At 42.5% G+C, this 15,238-nt stretch carries 11 protein-coding genes; 5 read left to right on the top strand and 6 right to left on the bottom strand.

Annotated elements, in window-relative coordinates:
- Positions 1 to 167: 167 nt before the first annotated feature.
- The 3 genes from ACYVIL_RS15745 to ACYVIL_RS15755 form a co-directional block, all read right to left on the bottom strand.
- On the bottom strand, positions 168 to 2,351 hold the full coding sequence (locus ACYVIL_RS15745; protein WP_460313366.1) for a TonB-dependent receptor family protein: 2,184 nt from the start codon (positions 2,349 to 2,351) through the stop codon (positions 168 to 170).
- A gap of 256 nt (positions 2,352 to 2,607) precedes the next feature.
- Entirely contained in the window at positions 2,608 to 3,528 is a 921-nt protein-coding gene (locus ACYVIL_RS15750; protein ID WP_303474980.1) for a glutaminase, read from the bottom strand.
- 45 nt (positions 3,529 to 3,573) lie between these two features.
- Positions 3,574 to 4,551 carry an LLM class flavin-dependent oxidoreductase gene (locus ACYVIL_RS15755; protein WP_303474978.1) on the bottom strand — a complete coding sequence of 326 codons (978 nt, stop codon included), beginning with the start codon at positions 4,549 to 4,551 and terminating at the stop codon, positions 3,574 to 3,576.
- A 319-nt stretch (positions 4,552 to 4,870) separates the two neighbouring features.
- On the opposite strand from ACYVIL_RS15755, the gene ACYVIL_RS15760 reads away from it, so the two are divergent.
- Together ACYVIL_RS15760 and glpK are read left to right on the top strand one after the other, a co-directional pair.
- On the top strand, positions 4,871 to 5,647 hold the full coding sequence (locus ACYVIL_RS15760) for an AsmA family protein (protein ID WP_303474976.1): 777 nt from the start codon (positions 4,871 to 4,873) through the stop codon (positions 5,645 to 5,647).
- 279 nt (positions 5,648 to 5,926) lie between these two features.
- Complete coding sequence (gene glpK, locus ACYVIL_RS15765) at positions 5,927 to 7,423, top strand: glycerol kinase GlpK (RefSeq protein ID WP_460313369.1); 1,497 nt, start codon at positions 5,927 to 5,929, stop codon at positions 7,421 to 7,423.
- Positions 7,424 to 7,476: 53 nt separating this feature from the next.
- Here the strand turns inward: glpK and ACYVIL_RS15770 are convergent, their stop codons facing one another.
- Positions 7,477 to 8,250 carry a hypothetical protein gene (locus ACYVIL_RS15770; RefSeq protein ID WP_460313371.1) on the bottom strand — a complete coding sequence of 258 codons (774 nt, stop codon included), beginning with the start codon at positions 8,248 to 8,250 and terminating at the stop codon, positions 7,477 to 7,479.
- A gap of 306 nt (positions 8,251 to 8,556) precedes the next feature.
- Here ACYVIL_RS15770 and ACYVIL_RS15775 point away from each other — a divergent pair, with 306 nt between their 5' ends.
- The 3 genes from ACYVIL_RS15775 (at position 8,557) to ACYVIL_RS15785 (ending at position 12,138) form a co-directional block, all read left to right on the top strand.
- A complete protein-coding gene (locus ACYVIL_RS15775) occupies positions 8,557 to 9,300 on the top strand; it encodes a flagellar basal body L-ring protein FlgH (RefSeq protein WP_303474971.1) in 744 nt (247 codons plus the stop codon).
- Positions 9,301 to 9,322: 22 nt separating this feature from the next.
- Positions 9,323 to 10,489 (top strand): flagellar assembly protein T N-terminal domain-containing protein, encoded by a 1,167-nt coding sequence (locus ACYVIL_RS15780; protein WP_303474970.1) that lies wholly within the window; start codon positions 9,323 to 9,325, stop codon positions 10,487 to 10,489.
- Positions 10,490 to 10,767: 278 nt separating this feature from the next.
- Positions 10,768 to 12,138, top strand: coding sequence for a uracil-xanthine permease family protein (locus ACYVIL_RS15785; protein ID WP_303474969.1), 1,371 nt, complete (start codon positions 10,768 to 10,770; stop codon positions 12,136 to 12,138).
- 31 nt (positions 12,139 to 12,169) lie between these two features.
- Here ACYVIL_RS15785 and ggt read toward each other — a convergent pair whose 3' ends face one another.
- Complete coding sequence (gene ggt, locus ACYVIL_RS15790; RefSeq protein ID WP_460313374.1) at positions 12,170 to 13,849, bottom strand: gamma-glutamyltransferase; 1,680 nt, start codon at positions 13,847 to 13,849, stop codon at positions 12,170 to 12,172.
- The gene (locus ACYVIL_RS15795) at positions 13,850 to 15,226 is read right to left on the bottom strand and encodes a Na+/H+ antiporter NhaC family protein (RefSeq protein WP_303474967.1); all 1,377 of its coding nucleotides are present in this window, start codon (positions 15,224 to 15,226) and stop codon (positions 13,850 to 13,852) included.
- Positions 15,227 to 15,238: the final 12 nt, after the last annotated feature.

Here is a 15,238-nt window from a genome sequence, read left to right on the forward strand (position 1 = left end):
GCCCCTAAAACAACGGAACTCTCTTCTTGCGCTAGCTGCGCTAGTTTTAACTTAAATGCTCTGTGATGTTTGGACATAAAAAGACCCCCAGTAATTGAATAGTCCAACTATTGGGGGTCACTTCAAAAGTTAGCCCTTACAATAAATAATTTGAAACGCAACTGGTGTTAAAAGTTATATGTATATCCAAGTGTCGCTGATTGAGGCTTGCCGGCAAATACTGAGCCATGAACTCGAGTAGTCATATACGTTTCGTCGAGTAAGTTATCTACGTTAAAATAAAGTTCTGAAACATCATTTATAAAATAACGTGCCGATAAATCTACTATGGTTTTCCCGGCAATTAACTCATCAACTGGAATGCTGCCCTGGCCTGCTTTAGTGCGCATTTTAGAAGTGTAACGACCCGCCAACGTCAGTTGCCAAGCTTTACCTATGACACCTACAGAAATATACAGTTGATCATCAGGCAAATAGGTTAATGAGTCACCTTTTTGTACGTCATCCCAACTTTCAAAGTCTGATGAGAAGTCTGAAGCAAACTCGGCACTTGTATAGGTATAAGCTAGTTTAACAGGGAAGCTTAGTTCCTTACTTTGATTAAACTCAAAGCCTAAACTTAGCTCAACACCACTCACATCAACTTCACCTGCATTGTATTGATTGCCTATATTGTCATCGTCACAGCCTTGGGCAGCTGTGCAATTACCATGCATGTTGCTGTAATCTCCCATAAATACGATTGCCTCGGAACTAAATGCATTTTTTGTATAGCGAAAACCCGCTTCATAGTTCCAGCTTTCTTCTTCCTGTCCATCTGTATTACCTGGAGCTGCTGGTGAAAACCCTTTTTGAACACCAGCCAATAAAATCATCGAGGGGGAGACTTGGTAGGTTGCCGATAGTGATGGTAATAGCGAGTTAAAACTATTTTCTACGTTTTTATCCGCAATTCCATTTCGACCTGGATTGGTTTTGCCCCAATCTATACGTCTAGTGGTAACGTCTTCAAAGCGAAGACCTAAAGTAACTGCAAGCTTATCTAAAGTGAAACGGTCTTGAATGAACATTGCCCAAGCATCGGCACTATCAATACGATTTGAGTCTGTCCCTGGAATGCCACTGGACGTGCGAGTCATTACTTGGTCTGTATCTAGCTGGTATGTATCAACCCATTGGTAACGATCCATCTCATCTTCATGATAGCGAATACCAAATGCTAGTTCATGCTTATCTAGATAATAATTGAATTCAGATTGAATACCTTGTGATAAGTAATCTCGGTTATTAGCTTTAACCCCCACTTCGATGGGCGTGGCGATGATACCTTGATCAAAATCAGCTGCAGTTTGGATGCCGCCACTACTTAGGCCGTCACCGTTTACATTATATGCTTTATACCAATTTCGATGGAAATCATTGTAGTAAGCTGTTGTGCTAAGGGTTATATCGGGATTGAATTCAATCAAATGACTCACCTGAATTTGTTTATGTTCAGTGGTCATTTGATCTTTTTGTGAGGCGGAATAACGAACGAAGGGGGATGTTGCATAATCTTCATCCGTTAACCCCATGTAGGTTTCATCTGAAACTTCATCGGCGTATTTGAGTTTGAGTTCAATAATTTGCTGATACTTGGCGGATTTGTCGGATTTAAAACGAATTTTTGCCAAAATATCATTTTTAACAAAACCAGTATCGCCACCGACACCATTGATATCGCGGAAGCCATCCGCTTGATAACGATAAACTTCGCTTACGGCGTCAATTCGTTCACCTTGACCACCTGCAAACGCATGCAGCTTGCCAAAGCCATCTTGGCCACCGGCAACATCGATCTTGCCAGCTAAAGCCGATTCTGGAATGTCACGGGAGAGCATATTAATTACACCACCAGTGGTGCGCGGGCCATACTTTACTGTAGAACTTCCTTTTAGTATTTCAACCCTTTCCATACGCCCAGATGTTGGAAAGTAATAAGCTGCGGGGGATGCATAGGGGGCGGGGGCGGCCAGTACACCGTCTTCCATGATGGTTATTTTTTCGGAGCGGTTTTGACCAGTGCCGCGCATACCTAGGTTTGGACGCAGGCCATAACCATCTTCTTCTTGAACATATACTCCAGGGACGGCTGCTAAAGTTCGCATGATATCGGTGTATTTGAACGTTTCAATTTCTGCTTGGCCAATGACATGGGCACTTCCTGGCACGGTGTTTATAGGATTTTTGCTGCCGAAAATAGCCATATGCTCAATCTCTGTGTTAGTTGCGTTATCATTTGCAACTGCTCCAAAATTCATTAATACCGCACTTGCTAGCAGATTTAAACGCATAGTGTTTGCCTGTTTCATTGTTTACTCCGATACACCGAACTTTAATGTAAATAGTAATAATTATTGTTTACATTATGTTTTTTCGTGCATTTTACCCAAGCTTTGTATAAAAGCAATATTAGTAACGATTTATTTACAACTAGGCGGTTACATACTCAATTGAATTTTTGAATTGAGAAGGTAGAAGGTAGTAGAACTTGCATTTGTTATCGATGAAGCCCTTAAACTTTTATGAGGGGACGGAATATATTTTGGCTACGAGGTTATTAGCCCTTTACTTACCGAAAACGGACCAACCTGTTTTATTGGCAAGCAGTTCTAAAGCCAATGTACCGAGTTTGCTATTCCCTATGTCGTCTAATCCGGGGGACCATACACCAATAGAAGCCTTTCCTGGGGCGATGGCTAATATTCCGCCGCCTACACCGCTTTTCCCGGGTAATCCAACCCTAAAGGCAAATTCACCGGAACCATCATAGTGACCGCAGGTAAGCATTAATGCATTAATGCGTTTTGCTCGCTGTGCAGAAACAACCGTATAGCCGGTAATTGGGTTTACGCCATTGTTGGCTAGAAATAAACCTGCTTTAGCGAGTTGAGTGCTGTTCATGGCAATTGAGCAATGGTGAAAATAGGTACCTAGCACTTCTTCTACGGGGTTTTCAAAGTGGCCAAATGATGACATGAAATAGGCGAGAGATGCGTTTCTTGCTCCTGTATCTAATTCAGATTTAGCCACTTTTTCATCAATGGCTATACTGTCATCATCTGCAATATAACGCATGAAATGTATGATTTCGGCTAACACTTCTTTCGGTTCATGACCTTGCATAATGAGGTCTGCAATGGTGATTGCGCCGGCATTGATAAATGGATTTCTGGGCTTTCCCTGTTCATGTTCTAATTGTACGATTGAATTAAACGGGTCACCTGAGGGCTCTCTGCCCACTCGGTGCCAAATGTTATCCCCCAACTTGCCCAGAGCCAATGTTAGGGTAAAGACTTTGGATATACTTTGGATTGAAAACAACTTTTCGGCGCAGCCAGATTGGTAAATCTCACCATTAGTTAGGGCGACACTAATAGCGAATTGGTTAGGGTCGATTTTAGCCAATTGAGGGATATAGCCAGCGACTTCACCTTTATCCTCGATGGCCATCATTTCAGCAGCAATTTCATCGACAATCTGTTGCAACGATATCTCCATTTATTTGAATTTGGCAATTGGGTTGATATTGTTTCACATGCTATCTCGCAATTCTGCCATTAATTTTACGCTTTTAAGTCTGGCAGTGGGATCATGAATGGGAAAGGAGACAATTAATTCATCTATACCCGTTTTTTCAATAAAATCCGCTAATTTAGGTTGTATGGATTCTTTTGTGCCCACCAGTGCATACTGTAAGACATGTTCTACATTGTACATATCTGCAATGCTCCAATGAATTTTATCTACCGGTTTGGGGAAGGGCGTATTGGCACTGGTGCGCATTTGCAGAAACTTTTGTTGCACCGAGGTATATAAATAATTTGCTTCCTCTTGCGTATCCGCAATCACGGCCATGACCCCTGCCATCGAATAGGGTTGAGGGTTTTCAGTGGTTGCTTTGAAGTTAGCGCGATAACTGTCTAATGCCTGATGTAATTGGTCAGGAGCAAAATGAGACGCAAAGGCGTAGGGCAGTCCAAACTCCGCAGCCAGTTGTGCACTGTATAAACTTGACCCCAATAACCACAATGGGATATTGGTATCTTGGCCAGGCACGGCTAACACAGGCTGAGCTTGTGGACCTAAGTAGTTTTGTAATTCGCGAATATTTTGTGGGTACTGATCTACGCCCGAACCACCTTGTCTGCGCAGAGCCATTAGGGTTTGCATATCGGTTCCGGGGGCGCGGCCAAGTCCCAAATCAATACGATCACCATAAAGTTCAGCTAAGGTTCCAAATTGCTCTGCAATAATCAATGGGGCATGGTTAGGAAGCATGACGCCACCGCTGCCAATCCTAATTCGTTTAGTAGCAGCTCCTATGTTGGCCAGTAGCACCGCTGTTGCTGAACTGGCAACACTTTTCATACCGTGATGCTCTGCTAACCAATAGCGTTTGTAATCATTGTCTTCTGCAGTAACTGCAGTTTCACGAGCCATGTTGAGGGCTTCGGAAACACTGCGACCTTCACCAATAGTCGCCAAATCTAATATGGAAATCGGAATCATAATACTTGCTGAGTCATTGAATCGTAATAGGATTATTGCGGTGGATGATGCAACTTACAAGAGGACTCGGGTGAATAACAGTAAAGATCTAATTCCTTGACTATAATATTGGGCATAACTCAAATGAATAGAACTAAATGAATGCATTTAGAGTCCTTAGTTTGTGCCGATAATAGATAGTCAGTGGTTTTATCAGTGGTGAGCTTAACCTCGACTATTGTTTCATGACTTTCATGGTTGACCCAGTGTTGAATGGTGATATTGTGTTGTTTTAAAGGGCTAAAACCCTGTAATCACATTACTATATGAGAAGAGACTAATGAAAAAAGGATTAATCGTTTTTGCAATTATCATTTTGCTTATTGCAGGCGGTGCTTGGTATTTACTAAGTGGCGCAGGGGACTTCATTCGAACCCAAATGGAACAACAAGGTTCCAAATATTTAGGTACGCCTGTTACTGTTTTTAACGTGGATTTAGCACTGAGCGAAGGTCGTTTGACCATTAGTGATATTGATGTTGAGAATCCAGATGGTTTTAGTGATGAAGATGCCTTCAGTGTTGAAAATATTACACTGGATCTAGGTGAAGTCTTAAACGAACCCTATGTTGTGCAAACAGTTAGCATCAATGCGCCGGAAGTACTTTATGAAGTAGATGAAAGTGGGAAGGGCAACTTGCTCGTTATTAAAGATAATTTAACTGCGAATTTGCCTAAATCGGAAGGCCAAGCTTCCTCTGAGCCTGGAGCTAACCCGCTTATTATTGTTGAAAATGTGACGGTCAGCAATGTCCGCCTTAAACTCGATTTTGAAAAGCTGTCTACGGGTGAACTTAAGCTTGAACAAAAATCGTATGAGATAACCCTCCCTACTTTTAATGCTGGGCCCATTGGTCAACCCAATGGTATTCCTGCCGACCAAGCTGGGGTGGCAATAGTTAATGCCATGTTAGACAACATCATTGACCAAGCGAAGTCTGAAGCTAAGAAAAAATTAGCAGAAGAAGCTAAAAAACTCGCACAAGAAAAGCTGGATGAAGAGAAAGAAAAACTCACTGAAAAAGCCAAAGATAAACTGAAAGGGTTATTTAACTAAGCTAAATCGAGTTTACGCTGCAAGGTCACAGGGGCACCTGTTGGCTTGCGGCGTTTTTTCTTCAATTATTTACAGTCTAATCGTGCTGGGTTGAATTTACCTGAGTATAAATTTACGTGTACTGATTCACGAAAAAAGCAGGTTTTGATCACAGGAATAAGTGACAACATATCGAATCTCGCTAAATAGATATAAGCTTGAAAAAATTGGCGGTTTAAGAGTCGGGGTGTCTAGATTCGAGCGCAACTTAAAATGGCTTTGAATGGAGAAAAAGTAGCAATGGAGAATTATATTCTGGCTATTGATCAAGGCACCACCAGTACCAGAGCGATTCTATTTTCTTTGCAGGGTAAGCCTTGTTTTATTGCCCAGCAAGAGTTTAATCAGTCTTATCCCGATGATGGTTGGGTTGAACATGATCCTGAAGAAATATGGCAAAGCGTCCTAAAAACCTGCAAAGACGTTATACTTGACGTGCAAATCGACATATCTCAAGTCCTTTCCATCGGTATTACCAATCAGCGAGAAACAACCTTAGTATGGGATAAAAAAACCGGCAAAGCGGTTTATCCAGCCATCGTCTGGCAAGACAGGCGAACGTCTTCAATTTGCAAACAATTGGCTCAAGATGAGTCGTTAGCGGATTATGTAGCTAAAACCACTGGGCTTTTATTAGATCCTTACTTTTGTGCCACCAAAATTCAATGGATACTCGATAATGTAGAAGGTGTCCGTAAGAAGGCGGAATCTGGCTTACTTGCGTTTGGTACCATTGATACCTTTTTGATTTGGCGTTTAACCAAAGGGCGTTGTCACTACACAGATGCAACGAATGCGTCTCGTACTATGCTGTTCGACATTCATCAACAGCAATGGGACCAAAAACTGTTAGCTGAATTCGATATCCCGCCATCAATCTTACCGCAAGTACTAAACAGTGCTGACGAGTTTGGTAAAACGACACCTAAAATACTCGGTAAAGCTATTCCTATTCAGGGGGTTGCCGGTGATCAACAAGCGGCGCTATTTGGGCAAACCTGTTTTAAAAAGGGGATGGCAAAAACAACCTATGGCACGGGGTGTTTCATGGTGTTGAATACCGGTTCTACGCCACTGAAGTCTAACAATAGGCTGTTAACAACGGTTGCCTATCGTTTAAAGGGGAAAACTACCTATGGGTTAGAAGGCAGTATTTTCATGGCGGGAGCTACCATTCAATGGTTACGTGACGGTTTACAACTGATCAAAGAGGCTTCTGAAACCGAATCTTTAGCGAAAATGGCGAGCGCCAACAATAGTGTGTTTTTAGTGCCTGCATTTACCGGGTTAGGCGCGCCATATTGGGATCCTGATGCTCGAGGGGCTATTTTAGGCTTAACGCGAGATACAGGGATTAATGAAATCGTCGCGGCTGGTTTGCAATCCGTATGTTATCAGTCCAAAGATCTGCAAAAAGCCATGGAAAGTGACGGTGCCAGAGCAACTAACCTAAGGGTGGATGGCGGCATGGTGAAGAATGATTGGCTCATGGGATTTTTAGCTGACATTTTAGGAGCGGAGGTAGATCGTCCTGAAGTGACCGAAACCACCGCTTTAGGCGTTGCTTATTTGGCAGGCTTACAAGCAGGAATTTACAGCTCGTTAGATGAGCTAAGTGAACAGTGGCGATGTGAGCACACGTTTGTTCCAAGGTTTAGCAAACAACAACGAGACCAGGCTTATGGCTTATGGCAACAAGCGGTTAATCGTATTCGTTGTACTGAAATGGGCAAATAACTGCCGTAATCGAAGGTTTAATTTACTGTAACGGCGGGTTTTTGCCTCAAAATTTAATAGCTGCGTGTTACGAAGTTATAAGCTTTGTTTGCCTGATCTATGCTGTCGGTAACTTGACTAACCGTTGATTCAATTGAGGCTTTTTCAGTATCTTCAAAAAAGAAATCAGCAACGGTGTGATAAATTGATTTGCCCGTATAGGATTCAAGTGCCATATCAGCAGCGGCAAAGGCGACACCTATTGGCCCACCGTAGGCGTAACCACCAATTATTTCAGAAACAGGATCAACGTCAATCTCTGAAGTACTTTGATAAATATCTGACACCACTGGGATATGATTTAATATATTGACCGTATCGAATAGATCATCAACACCTAATCCATCGTCTCCCACAATGTAATTTGAAAAATCCTCTACGGAGCTCAAAAAGGTTCTATCCGTCGCAGTCTCACTTAGATCCGTTGCGCTAACGTCTGTCTCCCCAGAGGGGATTGCGGCACTGAATAAGCTGGCATTGAGGTTACTCAATAGAGACGTTTGTAAGTTTGTAATCGACGATAATGAACTCAGTTGAGATAGGGCATCACCGGCTAATTGATCTAAGCCAATTGCCGTCATTAGGTTTTTTTGCATGCTATCAATGGTTGCAGAAATCCCAGAACTTTCGGCGTCCGAAGAGGTATTTTCACTATCTTGCATAAGCGATAATAAGCTACCAAACGCTTGGTCTAAACCTGCCGTTGATGTGCTGACTGAGCTATTAGTTTCGACCTCAGTAGTGGAGCTTAATCCCAAACTATTTTGTAAGCTATCGATGAGGTTCATAGTGATTAATACTCTTAGTTTTGGTGTTTTTAATTGCTTCTTAATTATTTCCTTAGGCTAGATTCGTGCCAAAAATTTACTATTGAATCAGGAGGTTAATTTAATACAGAGAAAACAGTTAGTGATTCTCTCAGGCTTTTTAGCGTCATTAGTTTACATATAAAATATAAGTGTAAATTTTCGGTAAAGACCTAGTTCAGGCGATTTTTTTGCAGTAAACTAGTTAGCAGAATTTGGCTAGATGAGAGGCGATTCTAATAATAAAAATGTCGTTATCAACCGATGATGGCAGAGGTTCTATGTGGTATGAAAACTCAATTTCTCTTGTCTCTTGCTTGTCTCGTGATTAGCGCCTGTTCACAAACCCCAACAGCTGAACAGGAAGTGGTCGAAAACCTCCCTACCAATCCAAAAGTTAGTCAGCGTGGTATAACTCAAAAAGATAAAGAAACCATGCCGGATGATCCTGACTACAGACCTATTCGCATGGAAAATGTTGAATCTATTGCGGTACCCACAGGTTCCTTATTTCAACCGGATAATGTGGCTAGCCTATACCAATTGCATCGCAATTATCATGTGGGCGATATGATTTTAGTCAGACTGAGTGAGTCTACATCCTCAAAAAAGTCGTTAGATTTTCAATCGGATAAAACCAGCAAGTTTGAATTAGGCCCCTTGAGTGTTAATGCCGGACCGATTCAAATTGACGAAGATGATTTGAATATTGAACACAATCAAGAAAATGAATTTGATGCTTCAGCACAAACCAACCAATCCAACTCTTTAGATGGTGATATTACCGTTTATGTAAAAGAAATTTTGCCCAACCGCAATTTAGTGGTCGCGGGCGAGAAATGGATCACCCTCAACACCGGGCAAGAATACGTGCGATTTTCAGGTGAAATCAGAACCCAAGATATTGATGCTTCAAATACCGTCGTTTCTTCTAAAGTGGGTAACTCACGTATTGAATACAGCGGAAAAGGTAAACTCCACTCCAATCAAGAAGAGTCAATGCTTAATAAGCTCTTTGGCATTTTCAATTAAATTAAAAGTGAATTTAAACATCATGAAAATGCGCAATTACTTAGGGTTGATGCTGTTGTTATTGACGAGTCCTCAGGTGCTGGCAATTTGGCAGCAGGGCGAGGCTACGGTTAAATTAGATGGTGCAGATGCCAGCGATGTGAGGGTGACAGCTATTAAAAATGCAGTTGCTGACGCGTCCTTTAAGAATGGGAGTTTTGTGTCGGCCGAAGATGTGGTGCTGGACGGTTTGTTGGTTAGCAGCAAATCGGTGATCACCACACAAGGTCAAATTAAACGCGTGGAAGTATTAAGTGAGACGGTGAATGCTGACTCCCTTAATGTTGTAGTGAGAGTTGATTTTTCGCCTTTGTTTGATTGTTCTCAAGATAATTACAATCGCAGCGTATTAATTACTCAGTTTCAGGTATTAAAACCCCAACAAGCCAGCTATGGCGGGATTTTTGATATTGGTAAGCAAATAAGTAAACGTATTGAGCAGCAACTTCGAGATGAACAATCTCAGCCCCAGGTTCGATTAATCGACAGAGCTTTTACTCGGGTAAACTCCTACGATAAAATTAAACTCAAAGAGATAACCGATAAGGCCCTGTATTTGTCTAAGGAATATGGTCGTCAATTTGTAGTCTTTGGATTTATCAGAGACATCAGTTTGTTTGAGCAGGTTAAAGAAAATCTTTTATCTGATGAGGTGTCACTTCGTCGTAATTTTACCATTCAAGTTTATGTACTTGATGCGTTTCGCCATGACATTATTTTTCAAGAGTCTTACCATAGTGAAGCAGATTGGGAATTTAGTAACGATTATCATGTGGATACCAACAATAGTCTGTTCTGGCGCAGTGATTATGGTCGCACTGTATTGAATACAGTTAACGGTGCGGTTTCCGATATTTCGGGCTCTCTGCAATGTGAAAAAAGCTTTGCTCAAATTGTGAATACCGACCACGGTCGGTTAATTATAAATATGGGAGCTGATAATGGTGTGAAGTTAGATGATAAGTTCGTTTTGTATAAAAAAAGCTTACCCATTGGCGTCAATGGAATGAGCAACTCGGTATTAATCTCTGATCCGCAAAAATTACTTAAGGTTGTGCAATTAGATAGCCAAACCGCCGAATTGCAAAACGCTGATTTGAATCAAGTAAGCCATGCTGATTTACTCGACCTAGTGAGTCCGGTTCACTGAGTTTGAGCTTTGTTGCGCATACTGCAGCTATCCATCCATGTTTTTTTTGCGCATTTGATTTCCATAATATTGATGCATCATTTTAGTGCGCAACTCCATGAAAATCATTGATCCATTTATCCCAAATCGACGTCTAGCCCTTTAAAATCAATAAACGTTAAAACCTGACCAGTTGGTCATTTTCTTGCATTGTGTCCTAATCATTCGTTCACTTAAAAATCAAATGCCAATGACAACCGTTTTTATGTCTTGGCTATGGGTAGATCTAAGGTACATCAATGAAAGCAAATTCTGAGTTGCTCTATGGGTTACACGATATACCTACAAAACAGCAAAGTATCACCGCTGCTACTCAGCATATTTTGGCCTGTTTTGTGGGCATTATCACACCCACTTTAATCATTGGCGGCACCTTAGGGTTGCAAGCCGAATTACCTTACCTTCTGAGTATGGCGTTGTTTGTGTCTGGAGTGGCAACCTTTATACAGGCAAAAACCATTGGGCCCATAGGCAGCGGTTTGATTGCCGTACAAGGTACAAGTTTCTCATTTGTGAGTGCTATTTTAGTGGCAGGCTTCGCCATTAAAGCCAAAGGCGGGAGTAATGCGGATGTTTTGGCGACGATTTTTGGAGTCTGTTTGCTCGGTGCGTTTATCGAGGTTGTTATCAGTCAGTTTATTACTAAGGTGCGGCGTATTGTTACTCCCTTAACCACGGGCATCGTAATTACCACCATTGGTTTTAGTTTGATAAAAGTCGGCATGACTGACCTTGCGGGTGGGTTCGGTAGCGATACCTTTGGCGATACTCAAAATTTATATATTGGAATCTTTGTTCTGATTACTATTATTGTCCTCAACTTATCTTCGAACCCCTGGATTAGATTATCCGCCATTATGGTCGGTATGGGGTTAGGGTCTTTACTGGCTTATTGGTTGGGCATTATTTCTGTGGAACATATTGGCGAGCAACCTTTATTTAGCGTGCCTGTCCCTTTTAAATACGGACTGAATTTTGATATTGAAGTATTCTTGCCAGTGGCACTCATTTATCTGATGACAGCGTTGGAGAGTTCAGGTGATTTGACTGCTAACAGCTTGTTCTGTGGTTTACCCATCAAAGGTGAGCAATATTTAAAACGTATTAAAGGAGGAATTTTGGCCGATGGCGTAAACTCGGCATTGGCTTCGGTATTTAATACCTTTCCAAATACGACCTTTGGACAAAATAATGCGGTGATTCAGTTAACCGGTGTGGCAAGTCGGCATGTTGGCTTCTACATCGCTGCTATCTTGGTGTTGTTAGGGTTGTTTCCGATTGTAGGAGGAGTATTGCAATCTATTCCTAAGCCGGTTTTAGGAGGCGCCACTTTAGTGATGTTTGCCACCATTGCCGTGGCGGGTATTAAGATATTGGCAAGTGAGCCCATTGACCGGCGTAAAACCTTGATAATGGCAACCTCATTTGGTGCGGGTTTTGGCGTATTAATGGAACCGAATGCGCTTCAGGGCTTACCTGAAGCACTTCGCAATATCTTTTCTTCTGCTATTACCACAGCAGGTGTAATTGCCATTGTAATGAGTGTCTTAATACCTGAACCGAAAGCAGAGCTAACTCACGAGGAAGCTAAGCTTCCCTCGCGATCTTGAGGTTAATTTATGGTTTGGACTTCACTATCTATTAGTTGGCTGACACGACTTTGGCTTTGCCTCGGCCACTTTTCTCCGAGGCTGCACTAAGTTCCCCGTCTTGTTGCAGAATCAAATGCACATCCCCAAACCTGCCTTCGCGGATAGTGTAACCCATTTCTTTTAGGGCATTTAACACTTCCTCATTGATACCAGGATGTACTCTAATGGTATCTTTGGGCCATAATTGGTGATGAAAGCGTGGGCTGTTTGCAGCTTCTTCAGCGCTCATATTAAATAACAGTGTGTTGAGTATTGATTGCGTAACTGACGAGATAATCGTGGTGCCACCGGGTGACCCTGTCACTAATTTCACGTCATCGTTGTCTAGCACTATGGTCGGGCTCATGGACGATAACATGCGTTTAAACGGAGCGATGGCATTGGCTTCTCCACCAATTGCACCAAAGAAGTTGGGTACTCCAGGCTTGGCACTGAAATCATCCATTTCATCGTTTAATAAAAAACCAGCACCTTCAGCGACCACACCTGCACCAAAGCTTAAATTAATAGTGGTGGTATTGGATACCGCATTTCCCCAACTATCGACTATAGAAAAGTGCGTAGTATCTTCACTTTCATGCAGCCCTGGCTTGATTTTGCTGGTGGCGGATATAGCACTAAGATTAATGTCTTTTGCCCGTGATTGGATATAGTCCGGAAGGATTAATTCCGTTTGTGGAACGTCAATAAAATCTGGATCACCTAAATATTCTGCGCGATCCGCAAAAACTCGCTTGCCTGCTTCTGATACTAGGTGTAAATAAGCAGTTGAATTTTGTTTCGGCAACGGATTGGTTTGGATAACAGTATCCAGCATACCCAGCCATTGCGTTACCGCAATGCCGCCTGAGCTAGGAGGGGGAGCTGTGATAATCGTATAACCACGCCAAGGAAATGTAACCGGAGTACGCCATTTAGCTTGGTATGAAGATAGGTCATCGAGCGTAATTAAACCGCCGTCTTTTTGCATAAACGATACGATATGCTCAGCGGTTTCGCCCTTGTAGAACCCATCGACACCAAGATCGCGAATTCGCTCTAGGGTGGCCGCTAATTCTGGTTGCTTAAATAAGGCACCTGCTTGAGTCGCTTGAGCAAAGTATTCCTCAAAATTGCTTTTCATTCCTTTTTCATTTTTACGCGCGATGTATCGGCTGACTTTTTGCGCAAACTTCTCAGGTACGATAAAGCCCTCTTTGGCCAAACTTACTGCCGGTTGAACTAATCGAGTCCAAGGTAACTTTCCATATTTTTGATGGGCTTCCCACATGCCGGCAACGGAGCCTGGAATACCTGACGCTTTTGCTCCAAATAAAGATTGCGTTGACACTACATTGCCGTCTTTATCTAGGTACATATCACGTGATGCTGCCGCAGGAGCCATTTCACGATAATCTAAGAAGTCGGCTTGATGATTGAAATAAATTGTCATAAAGCCCCCGCCACCGATATTGCCCGCTTCTGGAAAGGTCACTGCCAAGGTAAATTGGGCTGCAATTGCCGCATCAACTGCGTTGCCGCCATCGTCTAATACAGCGAGGGCAACGTCGGCTCCAAACTCATCAGGCATCGCCACTGCATAGTCGCCCTTGGTTTTTTCAGTGCCTGTTTGAGAGCAGGCGCTTAGAAAAATAACAAAAGATAAAACAAACAAAATACGCATAAACATCTATCCAATCATAATTAAGCTAGCAATAAAATAAGCAACCAGAGTTAAACTACCGGCTACCAGCGCATAGGGCAATTGAGTACGAACATGCTCCAGAAGATCACAACCTGAAGCTATAGAAGAAACCGCGGTACTATCTGAAATGGGAGAACAGTGATCACCAAATATTCCTCCCCCTAAAATCGCGGCAATAACCAACGAAGGAGGTAATCCAAGTTGTTGGATTAAGGGCACACCTATGGGGATGAGAATGGCAAAAGTGCCCCAAGACGTGCCCGTCGTAAAGGACATAATTGCACCTGCAATAAACAACATAGGAACCACAAATACTAATGGTAAGTACTCACCAACCATGCCGGCAACAAAGGTTCCAGTGCCGAGTATTTTTAGGCTAGCGCCCAGGGTAAGAGAAAGCAGTACGATACTCACTAAGGGTAAAAGTTCGCCCATGCCTTTGAAGCCAATTTCAACGGCACGTTGATGATTAAATTGTTTGCTTGAAATTAATAAGAAGTAAGCAACAACCGTCGCCAACACAGTGGCATACAGAACAGATTTGCTACCACTGCCTTGTGACAACACGCCATCTCCAGTCCAAAACATGAAACCCACCATACTGAGTACCATGGTCAATATTGGTACCACCATGAAGCGAGCTTTAGAAGCGGGCGCAGCCGAAAGAGAACTTTGCGTGGCATCAAGTTGCTGTTCGGCTTTAGCCATTGGGCCATGAACCTTATCCGCAAATACGGTATATGCTGCAATGACTAAGGTAATGATGGCATAAAAGTTAAATGCCACTGTACCCCATAAAATACTGGCAGATGACTCTTCCAGGTCATAACCATCTAACAATCCGAGGACAAAGGCTCCCCAACCATTGAGTAGAATTAAGATACATACTGGCGCACTGGTACTATCGATAAGATAAGCTAGTCGGGCCCGACTCATGCCGAATTTATCAAATAGACCGCGGGCAAATATACCGGCGGTAAGCACACTTAAATTTGATTCGATGAAAATAACAATGCCCGTTAACATTGTTAAGCCACCTACTTGTCGGCGATTGTTAGCAATACCGCGTCGAGTTAACCAGTTTACGGTGGCGGTGACTCCGCCGGAGTCTCGAATGTAAGCCAGTAGCGCGCCCACTAACAAACTAAATAACAAAATACGGGTATTACCCGCGCTGGTTGCGACATCTACCACACGCTCAATCGAGGAAATGGGGGCTAAAAGAATACTTTCAGAAGCTGATGTGAGTAATATAAGTGCTTCAGAGCTCAATACCGCCATCAGTAATGCCATGATGACTTCTTTCTTCCAAAATACGATAAATATCGCGATCAATGGCGGTATGATGGAAACCCAATCCATAAATTATTCCCT

The sequence above is a fragment of the Aliiglaciecola aliphaticivorans genome (genome assembly GCF_054782055.1).

Coding starts and splice junctions, on each gene's coding strand:
- ACYVIL_RS15760 (WP_303474976.1), top strand. CDS start 4,871: ATGAAAAAAGGATTAATCGTTTTTGCAATTATCATTTTGCTTATTGCA.
- ACYVIL_RS15780 (WP_303474970.1), top strand. CDS start 9,323: ATGAAAATGCGCAATTACTTAGGGTTGATGCTGTTGTTATTGACGAGT.
- ACYVIL_RS15770 (WP_460313371.1), bottom strand. CDS start 8,250: ATGAACCTCATCGATAGCTTACAAAATAGTTTGGGATTAAGCTCCACT.
- ACYVIL_RS15775 (WP_303474971.1), top strand. CDS start 8,557: ATGAAAACTCAATTTCTCTTGTCTCTTGCTTGTCTCGTGATTAGCGCC.
- ggt (WP_460313374.1), bottom strand. CDS start 13,849: ATGTTTATGCGTATTTTGTTTGTTTTATCTTTTGTTATTTTTCTAAGC.
- ACYVIL_RS15795 (WP_303474967.1), bottom strand. CDS start 15,226: ATGGATTGGGTTTCCATCATACCGCCATTGATCGCGATATTTATCGTA.
- ACYVIL_RS15785 (WP_303474969.1), top strand. CDS start 10,768: ATGAAAGCAAATTCTGAGTTGCTCTATGGGTTACACGATATACCTACA.
- ACYVIL_RS15745 (WP_460313366.1), bottom strand. CDS start 2,351: ATGAAACAGGCAAACACTATGCGTTTAAATCTGCTAGCAAGTGCGGTA.
- ACYVIL_RS15755 (WP_303474978.1), bottom strand. CDS start 4,551: ATGATTCCGATTTCCATATTAGATTTGGCGACTATTGGTGAAGGTCGC.
- glpK (WP_460313369.1), top strand. CDS start 5,927: ATGGAGAATTATATTCTGGCTATTGATCAAGGCACCACCAGTACCAGA.